Source organism: Bdellovibrio sp. BIS2 (assembly GCF_055398295.1).
The window spans coordinates 1814856-1831180 of record NZ_AP035879.1; the positions used below are offsets into that span (position 1 = coordinate 1814856).

The following is a 16325-nucleotide window of genomic DNA, read 5'->3' on the forward strand; positions in this document are numbered from 1 at the left end:
AGAGTGACTTCCCAGAAAGGCCGGCATTGCACCGGCCTTTTTTATTTGTCTCAAAGCGAGACGCGGTCCGGGGACTGTCGAAAGTTTTTGCGCCTGATTCCCTGAAATGGCGCCCTTGGCTTCTTCGTATCAGCGCGAAACGAAAAATGGGTGCCAGATCCAATATAGCATTGGCACGGCTGGTCCACCTCTTGCCTTAGGGATATGTAGGAGGCGATTATGACAAACTCTATCTTTAAAAATAAAATGCTGGGTGTTCTGCTGCTGGCGGTTCTTTCCCTCAGTGCATGTGCCAAGAAGGATAGCAGCTCTGTTCGCGTCGCAGGCCGCACAACCAACACCGGAACAACTTCTGGCGGTGGTGTCAGTCAGGGTGGAACGACGGCAAGTGGTACTTGCGGTACTTCCTCCGCCGGTAAAATCTTTGATCAGTATGCTTCCCCTCAATTCGAAACTCAGGTGAAGAACTTTGTTTCCGCTACTTTGGACCCACAATCATTGGGCTCTGTAAGTGGTAACATCAACGACAGAACCGGTGTGGATCTGTTTGCGACCTTCAAGTTTGACAGCGCGGGCAGCCTGGTTGCGGCTGAATCCAATATGTTGATCAAGATCTTCGACTCTTATGCGAATCAGGTCTACAACGGTCAGGTGATCCAGCCTTACTCTGTGTCCTTCTCTCAGGCTTCTGAGGGCATGATTGATCGCAACACGCGTCAATTCCAGGTTAAGTTCAGAGACGGTTATGGTGAGATCATCTTCCAAGGTGCTTACGATAACAGCATCGCCGAAGGCACTGTTTACTACCAGAACTACACAGCGGTTGCTGGTTACCAGCCAACCAGCGGTACTCTGGGCAGCTTCCGCATGTATGCTTGTTCCTTGATCAAATAAGCGCCGCGTCTTGCTTCACCCCCTATCGAGTTTGAAGATAGGGGAATGCCTCAACGTTTCATTTTCGAATCATCCATTTTAGACTCCGTTGTCGGAGGACATTCAGCCATCGATATCCCAAGGCTGAATATTCACACCCTCGAGGCTGCCAGTTCCTTCCTTTTAAGCTATGGCTTTGATATCACCCGCGAAGATGACCTGGAAAGACTGTGGTACTTCCACCGTCGTGCTTTGGTGTTAATGCTGGAAAAGCTGGGTTTTCAGGACACGGACCTTCCGGAAGTTTTCCGGGATCGTAAAAAACTGGGCGACATCCGCCAGCTTTTGATTTTTGCAAGCTCTCAGAACCCGGAAGAACAGCAACTGCAGCGCTGGGCCTGTGCGATCATCCGCTGCATGCACGTCTTTGTGCATGCTGAAAATGACCTGTTCAGTTCATTCTCTGAAGAAATCCAGTCCCAGATTCTGACCCCGTTCCAGAACTGTATTTTGCATGACGGAAACACCCATCGCACGTTTATGAAAAGTCCCACCGATCAATTGGATCAGGTCGAGCTGATGGGTTTTGAAGTCAAGCCGTTCAAAACATCTTCCAGCACCGTGATCAAACTTCTGGCAAAGCCCGACGCTTTGGCGATGAAGATCTTTGACAAGCTGGGTGTTCGCTTTGTGACCCGCAATCTGTTTGATTCTTTCCAGGTCGTGCGCTTCCTGATCAAAGAGGACATCATCAGCTTCCCGCACATCATGCCGGATCAAAGCTCGAACAATCTTTACCCGGTGAATCTGTTTATGAGTGTGTGTGACGATCTTTCCCATCGTCTGGACACTCTGGATGAAAAGAGCATTCAAGAGGCCTTCGATCAAAAGCTGATCGAAGAGGGCGACAACGCCAAGTTCCTGCGCAAAGAGAATTTCTTTTCTGGGCAGGATTATAAATTTATCAAATTCATTTCCCGTAAGCTGATTCATATCAAACCTCAAGGGGGCAAAGAGGCTTTCAGCTTCTTCTATCCGTTCGAGGTTCAGATCATGGACAAGTCCGCGCACGATCGTATTTTGTCCGGTCCCAGCGAACATCAGGCTTATAAGGAACGTCAACGAACAGCCGCCAGAAAGCGTTTGTTCCCGGATCCAGGTTAATTATGTTTTTAAAGCTTCTTTCTTATCCTCGTTCATTGTTGGGTGCGATTCTGCTGCCGATTCACACGGTGCTGTGTTCTGCGGCGATGGTCATCTGCAATATCCTTTTTAACAATCGCAAGCTGGAAGACCACATTGTCGAGTTCTGGACCCGCAACTGCTGTCGCATGTTCAACGTCAAAGTGGAAGTCAAAGGTCTTGAAAATCGTCCTGAAGGCGGTTTTCTGTACGTCTTTAACCACACCAGTTTCTTCGACATCTTTGCCATGAACGGCTGGTTGGGATCTTTCCGTTTCGGGGCAAAAATTGAACTTTTCAGCATTCCGGTGTTTGGCGCGGGCATGAGACGCGCCGGCATTTTGCCCATCGCCAGAAATCGCCGTGACGAGGTTTTCAAAGTCTATCAGGCCGCCGAAGCCCGCATCAAAGCCGGAGAGCGTTTTGCATTGGCGCCGGAAGGCACGCGCCAGAAAACCGAAACTCTGGGGCCTTTCAAGTCCGGTCCATTCATCTTCGCCATCAGCGCCAAAGCACCAATTGTGCCGGTCGTTGTGAAAGGCGCTGCTGCGATCATGTCCAAAGGGCAGCTTGTTCCAAACTGGGGCGTGTGGAGTCGCACAATCACGCTGGAGGTTCTTCCTCCGGTCAGTACGGAAGGTTACACTATCGAAGATCGTCCTATTCTGCAGGAAAAGGTTCGCAAAATGATGGAACCCTACTTCGCAGTGGACAACTTCTAACGTCCAATTTCGAATTTCCAATTTCCAAACGGGGGTTTGGTGAAAAGCTTTCAGGAGTTCTGGCCTTTTTATCTGCAGGAGCATTCCAACCCCTTCAATCGTCGTCTGCATTTCGTTGGAACACTGCTGGTGCATCTGTTGATTGTGGCAGCCCTTTTGACAGAGCAATGGAGTCTGCTGTGGGGGCTTCCGGTGATTGGCTATGGCTTTGCCTGGGTTGGTCACTTTGTTGTCGAGAAAAACCGTCCTGCGACGTTTAAACACCCTTTGTGGTCTTTGCGCGGGGATTTTAAAATGTTCTATCAGATGTGCGCCGGAAAGCTGTGGTCATGAGCAAATTCCGTCTGGCGCTGGGGTCGGCCTCTTGTCGTGATAATAAAAGCAAAGATCCTCAAGTGCAGGAAGTCTGCCGCATCCTTTTGGAAAAGCTGGAGGCCTTGAAATCGTCTGACCCTATTTTCTTGAAAAGCTTCCCTCTGGATCACAGTGAAATCATGGAAATCAACGGCCGTGAAGTGCTGATGACCGTGTTTCATGATCGTCTGCCACAGGAAGAATCCCTGCTGGTCATTCAGGCGTATTATTCCACTTGGAAATTTCCAAATTTCATTTCTTTGGGCGGGGTCGGGAAGGTCTTTGCCGAAGGCTTTTTGCTGAATAAAGCCGGCCAAATCAAAGAAGCCCCTGAATCCCTTTTGTGGGATTATCGCTAGGGGCTGTTTCTAGTTGCGAACCACATTCCAGGTCGTGCCTTCCAACGAGCTTCGCAGTTTCACGCGCGAGCTGCCGGTGTCCACAGAAATCTGAATCTGGGAATTGGGCAGAGCTTCAATCTGGGTCAGGCGCAGGATCTTTGGATTGCGGTGATAGGCGGATTCAATGGCTTGGGCCAGTTTGTCCCAGCGGATGAAGGGCTCAAAACTTTTTCCCTGATTCGTGGACTTGAAAGATCCCACAAACCACACACCACTGGGGTGAATACTGACGGGATAATTCTGTTTTCCAAACTGCGGAATCGCGGTCCAGGTCAGGCCATCATCGGTGCGATAAATTCCTTCCGACGACACCAAACCACGCACCGAGGTTTTGCTTTCAAAGGCGATGGAATAAATCTCACGCTTTAAAAGCGTGTCGGTCAGGATTTGTTTGGAAGGTTCCACAACCGGGCTTTGTGGCAAAAGCAGATCTGTTTTTTTCCACCAGACTTCGCCGTGGCCATCGACGCGGCTGATGCCCCAGATGACGGCTTCAGGTTTTTGAATCTCCACACGGGCGCGCAAAGGCGGACCGTAGCTTGTGGAATCAGGTCGGATCACAATCGCACGCAAAGGACTGGTCACGTAACCCAGCACTTCGGACATGTCGACGTTTTCACCTTTTTTGGTCAGGATCTTGTTGTTGTTTCTAAACGCCACGGTCATCCAGTTTTTCTTTGGATGATAAGCCAAAGTTGCAAAGTCGGCGCGGTTCACAAAATGCGTGATGTCGACAAAGCCCACTTTGCCGTTGTATTGGATTTTCAAAAAGCTCGTGGTGACTTCCAGCGGGATCACGCGTTTCAGTCGTGGCAACGTGGTCAGAACTTTGCCAAAGCTGGAAGGTTCGGTGCGCACATAGGTGTCGATCAGATTCATGTACACACCCGGATCATCGTGGCGGGTGGTCAGCAGGTGCAAAGGCAGCCAGCCTTGTGTGGTTGAATTTCTTTCTTTCACTCGCGCCCAGTAATCGTCGCACTCCAGAAGTTCCAGTTGATGACCTCCCGGAACGGCTTTCACCAGGGAAGAGTCACTGCGATTCAGGCTGAGCAAAGTCACCGGGCTGCGGGTTTCCACGAAACGGGCCACCTGGATGTCGCGGATCAGGCGGTCGCCACTGAGGGAATAGCTCTTACGGTCCCAAGAGACGGTGAAAGAGGCTTCCATTTCTGTGCGCCGAAGGGAGTTTTCCAGAGATGTTCGACTCACCTGGCCAGAGGGAAAAGCGCTGGTTTTACTGCGATAAAACGACACGGCTTTTGATGCATCCGTGGCTAAAGCCGCAAAAGTGCTGGGAGAGCTGAAAATGAACGACAACGAGAGAAAAAAGGCTGACCGCATCCTTCTATTTTGAGGCTTTAGGCTCGGTGCTCTCAAGGCCAGAAGTTTTGACCTCTGGCCTAAAGTAAAGTATCTAAATCAGGCTGTTTTAAATACATATTAACGCGGAGTGATAAATGAATATCAAAACGATCGGCGTCGTAGGCGCAGGACAGATGGGTAATGGCATTGCACAAGTGGCGGCAAACTTTGGTTTTAACGTCATCATGATGGACGTGAGCGGCGCAGCTCTTGAAAAAGGGATCGCGACTATTTCCGCAAGCTGTGATCGTATCATCAAAAAAGGTGCTATGACTGAGGCTGACAAGGCCACTCTGTTGGGTCGTATCAAGACCGCTCAGGAAACGGCGGGTTTGAAAGATTGCGATATCGTGATCGAAGCTGCGACTGAAAACATCGACCTGAAACTCAAGATCTTCAAGGATCTGGACGCGACTGTAAAACCGGAAGCATTGTTGGTGTCCAATACCTCTTCCATCTCCATCACTAAAATTGCGGGCGTGACCAAACGTCCAACCAAAGTGGCGGGTATGCACTTCATGAATCCTGTTCCGTTGATGAAACTTGTGGAAGGCATCCGTGGTCTTCAGACTTCCGATGAAACTTTCGCCATTGTTAAATCTCTGGCAGAAAAAATGGACAAAGTTTTCGTTGAGTCCGTGAAAGACATGCCGGGCTTTATCGTGAACCGCATTCTTATGCCGATGATCAACGAAGCTGTTTACACTCTTCACGAGGGCATTGCTTCCGTGGACGCTATCGACAATGCGATGAAATTGGGAACGAACCAGCCTATGGGTCCTTTGACTTTGGCTGACTTCATCGGTCTGGATACTTGCCTTGCGATCATGAACGTTCTGCATGATGGTCTGGGTGATTCCAAGTACCGTCCGTGCCCGCTGCTGGTGAAATACGTTGAAGCCGGCTGGTTGGGTCGCAAAACAGGTCGTGGTTTCTACGACTACTCTGCAAAGTAATTGAGGTCTGATAATGGCAAGCAACTATAAAACAATTCTTCTGGAACAAAAAACACACGGGGTTTGGCTTCTGACGATCAATCGTCCGGAATCTTTGAATGCCCTGAACTCCACGGTTTTGAATGAAATGGGTGAAGCCCTTCGCCAGATCGGTGAGATGGACTATGCTGATGCCCGCGCATTGATCATCACGGGGGCTGGTGAAAAAGCTTTCGTGGCGGGTGCTGACATCAAGGAAATCCATGATCTGGACGAAGAAAAGGCGCTGGTCTTTGCTCAGCGTGGTCAGAGCATCTTCCATGAACTGACACTTTTGAAAATCCCGGTGATCGCAGCGGTGAACGGCTTTGCTCTGGGTGGCGGCTGTGAACTGGCGCTGGGTTGTGATTTCATCTATGCCGCTGAAAATGCGAAATTCGGTTTGCCGGAAGTCTCTTTGGGATTGATCCCAGGCTTCGGTGGGACGGTTCGTATGGCTCGTGCCGTGGGTTCCCGTCGTGCCCGTGAATTGACCTATACAGGTGGCATGATCACGGCGGCTGAAGCCTTGACTTGCGGTCTGGTGAACAAAGTCGTTCCTCAGGCGGAACTGATGAACACTGTGATGAAAACTGTCGAAGCTATTTTGGCCAAAGCGCCGATTGCCGTGGGTTCTGCGAAGTTCTCCATCAATCAGGCTTGGGACATGGACGTTGAAGAAGCGCAGAAAAATGAAGCAAGAATCTTTGCGGAACTTTTCACTTCTGAAGACGTTAAAGAAGGCACAGGTGCCTTCATCGAGAAACGCAAAGCTGAATTTAAAGGTCGATAAGACATATGGCATACACACCGAAGAATCCGATCCGAATTGTCACTGCAGCCGCTCTGTTTGACGGCCATGACGCCAGCATCAATATCATGCGCCGTATCCTTCAGGATATGGGTGCGGAAGTCATTCACCTGGGGCACAACCGCTCCGTGAGTGATGTGGTGAAGGCCGTGTTGCAGGAAGGCGCCCAGGGCGTCTGCATCAGCTCCTATCAAGGGGGCCACATGGAGTACTTCAAGTACATGAAGGATCTTCTGGATGAAGCCGGTGCCGGTTACGTGAAAATCTACGGCGGCGGCGGAGGTGTGATTGTCTTTGACGAGAAAAAAGAACTTGAGGCCTACGGCATCGCCCAGATCTTCCACCCGGAAGACGGTCGTCGCATGGGTCTTGAGGGCATGATCGAAATGATCATCAAGGGTTGTGATTTCGACCTGCTGGAAAAGCAAAAAGAATTCAAAACCAAAAAGAACATCTTTAACGGCGACACCGTTCCTTCGGTGGAACTGGGTGTGGCTTTGACCGCGATTGAAAACGGTCACAAGGATTTCTCTTTGAACGCTTTTGGGCTGGAATCCTTCAAAGCCAACAAAGAACCTCTGGTTCTGGGTATCACCGGAACGGGTGGTGCGGGTAAGTCCTCTTTGATCGATGAAATGGTGCAAAGATACCTGAACGCGTATCCAGACAAGAAAATCGCCGTGGTGTGCGTGGATCCGTCCAAGCGCAAAACCGGTGGTTCCCTGCTGGGGGATCGTATTCGTATGAACTCTTTGTCCCGCAACCGCGTGTTCATGCGCTCGGTGGCGTCCCGTGGTTCAGGCCGCGAGATCGCTTCTTCTTTGCCGGACATTCTGAAATTCATCCGTCAGCTGGACTTTGATTTCGTCATCGCTGAAACCTCTGGTATCGGTCAGGGGAACATGGCGATCACTGAAGTCAGTGATATGTCCATGTATGTGATGACCTCTGATTTCGGAGCTCAATCACAGCTTGAAAAAATTGACATGATTGACTTCGCGGACCTGGTGGCGGTGAATAAAGCCGACCGTCGTGGGGCGCTGGATGCTCTTCGTGATGTGACCAAACAATACAAACGTTCTCGTAAGATCTTTGATGAAAAGGTCGAGGTTCCGGTCTTCTTGACTCAGGCCTCCCAGTTCAATGATGGCGGCGTGAATAAATTGTTCTTCCGTTTGGCTGACATCCTGGAAAGCAAGCAGCCGGGCAAATGGGTTGTCAATGCCCAGTACAAGAACAACATCCTGTCCGCGGAAGAGCATGTGATCATCCCGGCAGACCGTCAGAACTATTTGGCGGAAATCACTTCGACTATTCATAAATACAAAAAGCGCACAGAAACTCTGGCGGAAAAAGCATCCCAATTGGGTGGCTTGCAAAAAGTCGCGCCTTTATTGAACGCAGATCCTGCCACTGTGAAAAAAGTGGAAGCGGACCTAAGCTCTGAGTTCACTGCGGAAGAGTTGGATCAACTGAAAAACTTCGAGGGTCTGATCAAGACCTATTCCGGTGATGAACTGGTGTTCAAAGTCCGTGATAAAGAACTGCGCCAGCCAATGGTGCGTGAATCCCTGTCCGGCACGAAAATCCGCCGTGTGGTGGTTCCTAAGTTCAAAGACTGGGGCGATCGCTTCCGTTATCTGAAACTTGAAAACGTGCCGGGGGAATTCCCGTTCACGGCCGGTGTGTTCCAGCTAAAACGCGCCGATGAAGATCCAAAGCGCATGTTCGCGGGCGAAGGAACTCCTGAGCGCACGAATCGTCGTTTCCATTACCTTACAAAAGGCGAGACGGCCCACCGTCTTTCCACGGCATTTGATTCCGTGACCTTGTACGGTCAGGATCCAGATCAGCGTCCGGATATCTTCGGTAAAGTCGGGGAGTCTGGTGTTAGTATCTGTACTTTGAACGACATGAAAAAGTTGTATGCGGGCTTTGATTTGATCAATCCAAATACATCTGTATCCATGACTATCAATGGCCCGGCACCAATGATTCTGGCCTTCTATTTCAATACTGCTATCGATCAGCAGGTTGAAAAGAAAGAAAAAGAACTGGGTCGCAAGCTGACTGAAAGCGAATGGAATGATCTGGCTGTCTGGACCCTGCAACAGGTGCGTGGGACGGTTCAGGCGGACATCCTGAAGGAAGACCAGGGTCAGAACACTTGCATCTTCTCTATCAACTTCGCCTTGAAGATGATGGGCGACATTCAGGAATACTTCGTTCGCAGCAAGATCCGTAACTTCTACTCTGTCAGTATCTCCGGGTATCACATTGCGGAAGCGGGCGCGAATCCGATTTCTCAGTTGGCCTTCACGCTGTCCAATGGTTTCACGTTTGTTGAATACTATCTGGCGCGCGGTTTGAAAGTGGACGACTTTGCTCCGAATCTGTCCTTCTTCTTCTCTAACGGTCTGGATCCGGAATATTCCGTATTGGGCCGTGTGGCTCGTCGTATCTGGGCAGTGGCGATGCGTGACCTGTATAAGGGTAACGATCGTTCTCAGAAGTTGAAGTACCACATTCAGACGTCGGGTCGTTCCCTGCATGCGCAGGAAATTGACTTTAATGACATCCGCACGACTTTGCAGGCGTTGATTGCTCTTTATGACAACTGCAACAGCTTGCACACGAATGCCTACGATGAAGCGATCACCACTCCGACGGAAGAATCTGTTCGTCGTGCGATGGCGATTCAGCTGATTATTAACCGTGAATTCGGCATGACCATGAATGAAAACCCAATGCAGGGTTCATTCTTCATCGACGAGCTGACGGACCTGGTTGAAGAAGCGGTCTTGAATGAATTTAAGAAAATCAACGAACGCGGTGGTGTTCTGGGTGCAATGGAAACGCAGTACCAGCGTTCCAAAATCCAGGAAGAGTCCCTGTACTATGAGCGCCTGAAACATGATGGCACGTTGCCGATCATTGGTGTGAACACCTTCATCGATCCAAAAACGATGGCGGCTGACTATGTTCCACCTAAGATTGAACTGGCGCGTGCATCTTATGAGGAGAAAAACGCTCAGTTGGATAACGTCCACAAGTACCAGGAAGATCATGCCTCCGAAGGTGCCAAGTCGTTGCAGAATCTGAAAGACACCGTCCTCAGCGGCGGCAACATCTTCGCAGCCCTGATGACGGCGGCAAGATATTGCAGCTTGTACCAAATGACTCAAGCCCTGTACGAAGTCGGCGGCCAATACCGCCGTAACCTCTAAAAGGTGCCTGGTTGTTTTTTCTGGCAATAATGCGTTAGAAGCTCAAAGGGCTGCCATTCGGCGGCCCTTTTTTTATTTTGAGGTGGGCAGGGTGATTTTCAGGGAGGCGCCTTCGATTTCGTTGCCGCTAAGTCGGTTTTCGATGGTCAGTGTGCCGTTGTGAAGGTCAGTGATGGCTTTCATGATCACGGAACCCAGTCCTAAAGAGAAATGTCCGTTCTTGGTGATTTTTCTGCCGCGGAATTCGCGACGCTGGCCGAAGGTTTTCAAGGCTTCTGCGTCCAGGCCCTGTCCGTTGTCGGAAATCTCGATGGTCAAGGAATCAGAACCTTCATGAATGCGCACATCCACCGTGGATTCGGCATAGCGTTCCGCATTTTCAAGGCCGTTGCGAATCAGGCGCTGAATCAGGTGGCTGTCACCCAGAACCGCCGGGACGGTGCTGCCTTCAATGCTCCATTTGATTTTCGTGTCGCTGTGTTGACGATGGCGCACCTCCTGGGTCAGAAGGCTCATAACATCAATGCGCTCGGTGCTGGCTTTAAAGTGAGGCTCGTCCAAAGAGGCAATGGTCATCAGCTGTTCAATCAGATCCTTGAAGTAATCAATTTCGCGAATCAGGACATCAAACAGTTCGCCGCGTTTTTCCGCTGACAGCTTGTCGTGATGGATCTGCAAGGTCTCAAACGAAGTTTTTAAGCTGGTCAGCGGAGTGCGCAGATCATGACCCATTTCCTGCAACAATTGTTTGCGGGTTCTTTCGGTGGCGTGGATACGGCCCACCAGTTTTTCGATTTCTTCCGCCATACGGTTGAAGTCCAGCATCAAGCCGCCAAATTCATCCAGACGGTGAATTTCAAAGCGCGCTTTAAGATCGCCCTCTTCCAGTCGGCGCAGGACCGAGCGGGCTTCCAGGGATTTTTTGCGCATATAGAAAAAGATCGCGGCGATGGCCAGAATCAAGGCAATCACGATCATCGCCGCCGTCAGTACAGCCTGAGTGATGATCAGATTTCCCAGCATCGGACGGGCAGGTTCTTTGATCACCAGATAAAGTTCGGCCTCGGTGTCCAATCTGATTACGATTGTTGGATTGCCAATGCGGAAGAAGTTCTCTGTTGTCAGGATTTCTTTGCTGGTTTTCGGGCGCGGCAGTTCGTCCCAATTTTGCGCCAGAGTCGGTGATTTCTTATAGATCAATACCTGTCCTTGAGAATTCACAACCCATGCGTCCATATCCATGTGCGGAGGACGGTGACCACCAGGCCCCGGTCCGGGTCCTTTGAAAGGAGGACGGGGACGATGGTCATCTCCTCGCGGAGGAGGAGGTGGCGGCATCATTCCTCCCATTGGTGGTGGAGGCCCCATCATCGGACCGTTGGGAGGTGGTGGACCCATTGGCGGACGGAAATCACGATCCATGCGCAGCAGGTCTTTTTGCCGAGAAACCTGATCCAGTGGAACTTTGTGAAGTTTTTGTTCGATGGAGGAAGCATAGAATCTTAGGAAATCATCACGGAATCTTGCGCCCTGAATATTCATGAAACGGTTCATAAACAAAAGCGAAATCAGGCTTAGGATCACCGCAACTGTAATACCGAAGATTGAAGCTTTGATTAATGCACTTTTGTTCATGGCTGAAACACCTTCATGAAGAGTATCGGATGAAAATTCATTCCACTCATCATAAATTTAAAGCCACAATTGTTGAGTGTTTGTGGAAAGCCCTGATCTTCCTTCTTCCCAAGGGTCTAACCAGAGTGTTTGTCTTGTTTTGAGATGAAAAGGTCTAGCGTTTGGCTAGCATGCGGGCCAGGAACAATACGATCATCGCTCCCAGAACTGAGGCAATAAAGCCGGCTCCTTCGCCCTCTTGATACCAACCCAGAGCACTGCCGACGTAGGTGCCAACCACGGCCCCGATGATTCCTAAGATGGTCGTTAGAATAAAACCGCCCTGGTCTTTGCCAGGCATCAGGAATTTTGCCACAAGACCCACGATGAAACCGATGATGATGGTCCAGATAATATGCACGAAGCCTCCTTGGGAGTTTTCACTGTAAAATCGGGACCGCGTGTTGTCAGAGGAACTTGATGGAATATGTGGAAGATCAGTCCTGAAATAAAAACGGCCCCGTTCCCATAGGTGGAGGAACGGGGCCGTAACCTTCAGGACCGTTAGAAGGTTTTATTCACGATAAATTGAACTTTTTGAGAACCCAGGTACTGAGCGCTGTCACGACGAACCACAAGGTCCATGTAAAGCTTCGTGCCTGCCGCCGGATTCACCGGGATGGCTTTCAGGGCAATACCCAGCTCGCCATTGGCCAAAGTGATGGCTTCACGAGTGAAGTTCTTTTCCGCCAGCCATTCAAGTTTGCCGCTGGAAAGTTTTTTCCACACAACCAGTTTGTACTGGGACTGAACCTCTTCCAAAGCGGCGGTCTGATCGTGGATGATCACCACGCGTTCGGCGCCCGCGCCATCAATGCGAACCAGTTGAACCATGGCGGAACTCTTCAAAGACTGAACCTCGTCCTGATCCAGCTCTTTTTTCTCGTAGCTGACGGTCTGGTCAAAGCTCAATGCGCCCGACGCAATGTTGGCGCCATGGCGTTCAACATGCAGTTGCACCGTGTACTTGCCTTCACGAGCCAGGCCCGGAGCTGCCACTGCAAAAGCTTTGGCTTCGGTGGATTGCAGGCGCTGTTCAAACAACACGGCCTGGCTTTGCTGATCGCGAACTTCCAAAGTATACACGGAAGTCACGCGAGGAGCGGCCACGGTTTCAGTGAACAGAATCTGTCCCTGACCTTTATTGAATTGCAGTTTCAGGCCAACAACGGTTTTTGTTCCGGCGTTGGTTTCGTTCCATTTCGGGGATGTTTTAAGAACGAAGACTTTTTCACGACCATCCTGACGAACTTCAGCAATCTCGTAAGCAAAGATGGAAGAGTTCACTTTAATCTGAACTTCCGGAGCTGCTTCCGTGCCGCGAAGAACAACCTGAACGGTTTCTTTTTCGCCAGCCAACAAAGCCGCTTCTTGAGGGAAGATCACAGCCACTGGTTGAGTGTACTGATGATCAAACACATCACGGTAACGAGTCACGCAGCAGCGAACTTCGTCACGGTATTTGGTGACAGTGCGGGTGCGGGCCTCGGAACGGTACTTGGTGACGGTGCGAGTGCGCTGTTCCTGACGATAGCGAACTTCATCACGCCATTTGGTCACCGTGCGAGTTTTGCGAACGCGCTCGTAACCGCATTCACGGTCGGTGTATGGAACCTGACGGCAGGAAGGAACATCACGGCAAACACGAGGTCCGTCGGTGCATTCGTTGCGGGTTTTGCAGATGCGCTCGCCGCGGGCGTTGGTGCCACACTCCGTGATCGGTTGGCAGGTGCGGCCACCAGGCTCACACAGTCTTTCGTTGGAACATTCCTGACGGTATTTAGTGACGTTGCGACACTGGTATTCAGAGTCCCAGTATTCCTCATAGTCGGTATAGGAAACACGCTCCGTGTAAGGAACCTGTTCGTAGTAGGTCTCAGTGGTCTGATAAGGAACGTCTACATAATAGGTTTCTTCAGCCTGATAGGGAACTTTCTCGGTGTAATTGTCCTGATAAGGTTCCTGGCGATAGACGTTTTTGGAAAGTTCACCGCGAACAGTCAGTGCGGTGTCAGATGTGCGGGTCAGCAGGTCTTGGGTCTTCTCGGTCGGAGCTGCAGAAGCAGTGACTCCGATTATCAGAGTCACAATGGCTCCGATTAGTGGTTTAAAGTGCATGTTTCCTCCTCCAATTTGGACAATCGAAGGAGTTTGCAATCATCAAGCCAACCCAAAATGCCCAAAAGGTACCTGCTTACTTTTGCTGAAGCAGCGCATAAGAAAAAGTCACCAGGCACCTTTTGGGAATAGCTTTTATAGTTGGGCGATGATTTTTTCGGCGATGCGGATGCCGTCGCAGGCGGCTGAGGTGATTCCGCCGGCGTAACCTGCGCCTTCACCTGCGGGGTAAAGACCTTTGTGTGATACGCTTTCCAAGGTTTCCTCGTCACGGGTCACGCGAACCGGGCAACTGGTGCGGGACTCGATTCCGTACACTTGAGCGTCTTCGGTCAAAAAGCCCTTCATGCTGCCTTGGAATTTTTCAAAGCCTTCACGCAGGCGATTCACCATGTGCTTTGGCAGCAGCTCGTCCAGACGAATGTTCAATGCTCCCGATGGGGAAGAACCCGGGCGCAAAGGGCGGGGACCGGTCTTGGAGTTTGTTCCTTGCAGGAAGTCCATCAGGTTCTGCGCAGGAAGTTCACGTGTTCCCCCCGCAGCCACAACCGAATTAAAGGCACGGGTTTCAAGTTCACGGCGCATCTTCATTCCACCAAAAACGTCATCCCCAAAGTTTTTGTCGTGATCAATGCTGACCACGATTGCCGCATTGGCATACGGAGAGTTGCGGTTGTAGTTGCTCATCCCATTGCAGACGATGCCATCGGCCTCAGTGCCGGAAGAAAGAACGTAACCACCCGGGCACATACAGAAAGAGTAAACTCCGATGCCGGTCTTGTTATCGTGGTGAGCCAGTTTATAGTTGGCAGCACCCAGCTTGGGATGTTCCGAGAACTGGCGGTATTGAATTTTATTGATGGATGCTTGCGAGTGTTCCACGCGAAGGCCCATGGCAAAGGATTTTCCATCCAGTTTTACACCGATATCACGCAGGTGATTGATCATGTCTTCGGCAGAGTGGCCCGTCGCCATCACCACGTGCGGGGATCTGAACTCAGTACCGTGTTCGGTGCGCACGCCCACCACTTGCGTTCCTTCTGTCAGAACTTCAGTGACCTGGGTGTTGAAATGAATTTCACAACCATTGGCGCGCAGGAATTCACGCAGTTTCGGAATGACCCGGCGTATACGGTCTGAACCCACGTGCGGATTCGACAGCCACTGGATTTCTTCCGGGGCACCGAACTGCACCAGACGGTTCATCACATAAGGGATGTGCGGGGACTTGATACGGGTGATCAGCTTGCCGTCAGAATAAAGACCGGCCCCACCTTCGCCGAAGCAAACGTTATTGCGCGGGTCAAGTTTGCCATAGCGCCAGTATTGATTGATCCCTTTGATGCGTTCGCCACTGTCAGAGCCGCGCTCAAACAGCACGCACGGAACGCCTCTTTCCACAAAGCGCAAAGCCGCAAACAGGCCCGCGGGACCGGTGCCGACGATCAGGGGCTTTTCTTTGGGATTTTCGATTTTTTCCAGTTTGAATTCTGGAAGTTCCAAAGTTTCGCCTTTTTCGGCGACCTCGACGGTATAAACGAAATGCGGGGAGTGGGAGCGGCGGGCATCCACGGATTGGCGCAGAATGCGGTAAGGACCATGTTCAGGGACAAGCCACTGCAATTTTTCTTCAAGGTCATTATCAATAGGGATTTCAAGATTCTGAATAATCTTGGACATTCTGCCTCCGGGACCTTTTTAGGGTCCAAATTAGGTTCTGATTTCAATACACTGTACTAGAAAGTCCTTTAGGTGACAAAGGGGTCTATTGCAGATATAAAGATTTCTATGTCAGCAATTACCAGAATTCTACCAAAACGTCGTCTTAGCCGCTGGGTCGGTCACTTTATGCACTGGAAAGGGCCTTCTTTGTGGGCGCGCCTGTCTATCCGGGGCTTTGCGTGGCTTTATAACATCGATCTGGCCGAGGCTGAAAAGTCCTATGACCAGTATCCCTCCATTGGCGAGTTCTTCGTTCGCCGCTTAAAACCCGGCATCCGTCCTGTGGGCACCGGCTGGGCGGTTCATCCGGCTGACAGCAAAATCACTCAGGCGGCTGCCATCGAGGATGGCACCCTGATTCAGGCCAAGGGTCTGACTTACAAGCTGAAGGATTTCACGCAAGACCCGGACTGCGACAAAAAGTGGGCGGGCGGCTTCTTTATGACCTACTATCTTTGCCCGACGGACTATCACCGTGTGCATTCCCCGGTGGAAGGCAACATCACTGATGTGCGCTACATGCCAGGTGAATTGTGGCCGGTGAATGAGTGGAGCACCACGAACGTAAAAGACTTGTTTTCGGTGAACGAGCGCGTGCTGGTGGAGATTGAAACGGATCTGGGCCCGGTGGGTGTGGTCTTTGTTGGTGCGACCAACGTGGGTCACATTGTGCTGAGTTTTGACGAAAAAATCCGCGGCAATCAAAAAGGCCCTCATATCTTTGAGCACAAACACTACAGCCCCGAGATCCCGGTTCACAAAGGATCTGAACTGGGCATGTTCCGCATGGGCTCCACGGTGGTGATGTTGTATCCACCAAGCTTCCGTCAGAAGTTTGAAGGTCACATGAATCTGGGACCTTCCGTGCGGGTGAATGCGGATTTGATTAAAAATCCATAAAC

General features: G+C 50.8%; 14 protein-coding genes. 9 read left to right on the forward strand and 5 right to left on the reverse strand.

Annotation, left to right across the window (positions count from 1 at the left end; all coding sequences use genetic code 11):
• Positions 1-219 precede the first annotated feature (219 nt).
• The 5 genes from ACZ520_RS08680 to ACZ520_RS08700 are packed head-to-tail and all read left to right on the forward strand — an operon-like array spanning position 220 to position 3490.
• A complete protein-coding gene (locus ACZ520_RS08680; RefSeq protein WP_088565361.1) occupies positions 220-894 on the forward strand; it encodes a hypothetical protein in 675 nt (224 codons plus the stop codon).
• 45 nt (positions 895-939) lie between these two features.
• Entirely contained in the window at positions 940-2037 is a 1098-nt protein-coding gene (locus ACZ520_RS08685) for a TIGR04552 family protein (protein ID WP_088565360.1), read from the forward strand.
• A gap of 2 nt (positions 2038-2039) precedes the next feature.
• On the forward strand, positions 2040-2777 hold the full coding sequence (locus tag ACZ520_RS08690) for a lysophospholipid acyltransferase family protein (RefSeq protein ID WP_374032837.1): 738 nt from the start codon (positions 2040-2042) through the stop codon (positions 2775-2777).
• 39 nt (positions 2778-2816) lie between these two features.
• Positions 2817-3110: an Mpo1-like protein gene (locus ACZ520_RS08695; RefSeq protein WP_144313819.1), complete on the forward strand. Its 294-nt coding sequence runs from the start codon at positions 2817-2819 to the stop codon at positions 3108-3110.
• Positions 3107-3490 (forward strand): hypothetical protein, encoded by a 384-nt coding sequence (locus tag ACZ520_RS08700; RefSeq protein ID WP_416480729.1) that lies wholly within the window; start codon positions 3107-3109, stop codon positions 3488-3490. The genes ACZ520_RS08695 and ACZ520_RS08700 overlap by 4 nt, the downstream gene beginning before the upstream one ends.
• Positions 3491-3499: 9 nt before the next feature.
• On the opposite strand, the gene ACZ520_RS08705 is transcribed toward ACZ520_RS08700, so the two are convergent.
• Positions 3500-4702: an SH3 domain-containing protein gene (locus tag ACZ520_RS08705; RefSeq protein ID WP_416480728.1), complete on the reverse strand. Its 1203-nt coding sequence runs from the start codon at positions 4700-4702 to the stop codon at positions 3500-3502.
• Positions 4703-4992: 290 nt separating this feature from the next.
• Here ACZ520_RS08705 and ACZ520_RS08710 point away from each other — a divergent pair, with 290 nt between their 5' ends.
• From ACZ520_RS08710 to icmF, 3 genes are read left to right on the forward strand one after another with little or no spacing between them, the layout of a single operon-like run.
• Positions 4993-5853: a 3-hydroxybutyryl-CoA dehydrogenase gene (locus ACZ520_RS08710; protein ID WP_464128206.1), complete on the forward strand. Its 861-nt coding sequence runs from the start codon at positions 4993-4995 to the stop codon at positions 5851-5853.
• A gap of 13 nt (positions 5854-5866) precedes the next feature.
• On the forward strand, positions 5867-6664 hold the full coding sequence (locus ACZ520_RS08715) for an enoyl-CoA hydratase/isomerase family protein (protein ID WP_374032841.1): 798 nt from the start codon (positions 5867-5869) through the stop codon (positions 6662-6664).
• Positions 6665-6669: 5 nt separating this feature from the next.
• A complete protein-coding gene (icmF, locus tag ACZ520_RS08720; RefSeq protein ID WP_011164310.1) occupies positions 6670-9909 on the forward strand; it encodes a fused isobutyryl-CoA mutase/GTPase IcmF in 3240 nt (1079 codons plus the stop codon).
• A gap of 72 nt (positions 9910-9981) precedes the next feature.
• Here the strand turns inward: icmF and ACZ520_RS08725 are convergent, their stop codons facing one another.
• The 4 genes from ACZ520_RS08725 to ACZ520_RS08740 form a co-directional block, all read right to left on the reverse strand.
• Complete coding sequence (locus tag ACZ520_RS08725) at positions 9982-11544, reverse strand: sensor histidine kinase (RefSeq protein ID WP_464128210.1); 1563 nt, start codon at positions 11542-11544, stop codon at positions 9982-9984.
• 154 nt (positions 11545-11698) lie between these two features.
• Positions 11699-11944 (reverse strand): GlsB/YeaQ/YmgE family stress response membrane protein, encoded by a 246-nt coding sequence (locus ACZ520_RS08730; RefSeq protein ID WP_464128213.1) that lies wholly within the window; start codon positions 11942-11944, stop codon positions 11699-11701.
• A 143-nt stretch (positions 11945-12087) separates the two neighbouring features.
• Positions 12088-13701, reverse strand: a complete 1614-nt coding sequence (locus ACZ520_RS08735; RefSeq protein ID WP_464128215.1) for a hypothetical protein — start codon at positions 13699-13701, stop codon at positions 12088-12090.
• Positions 13702-13836: 135 nt separating this feature from the next.
• The gene (locus ACZ520_RS08740; protein WP_464128218.1) at positions 13837-15381 is read right to left on the reverse strand and encodes an NAD(P)/FAD-dependent oxidoreductase; all 1545 of its coding nucleotides are present in this window, start codon (positions 15379-15381) and stop codon (positions 13837-13839) included.
• A gap of 108 nt (positions 15382-15489) precedes the next feature.
• On the opposite strand from ACZ520_RS08740, the gene asd reads away from it, so the two are divergent.
• Positions 15490-16323, forward strand: a complete 834-nt coding sequence (asd, locus tag ACZ520_RS08745; RefSeq protein WP_464128220.1) for an archaetidylserine decarboxylase — start codon at positions 15490-15492, stop codon at positions 16321-16323.
• The last annotated feature ends 2 nt before the right edge of the window (positions 16324-16325 follow it).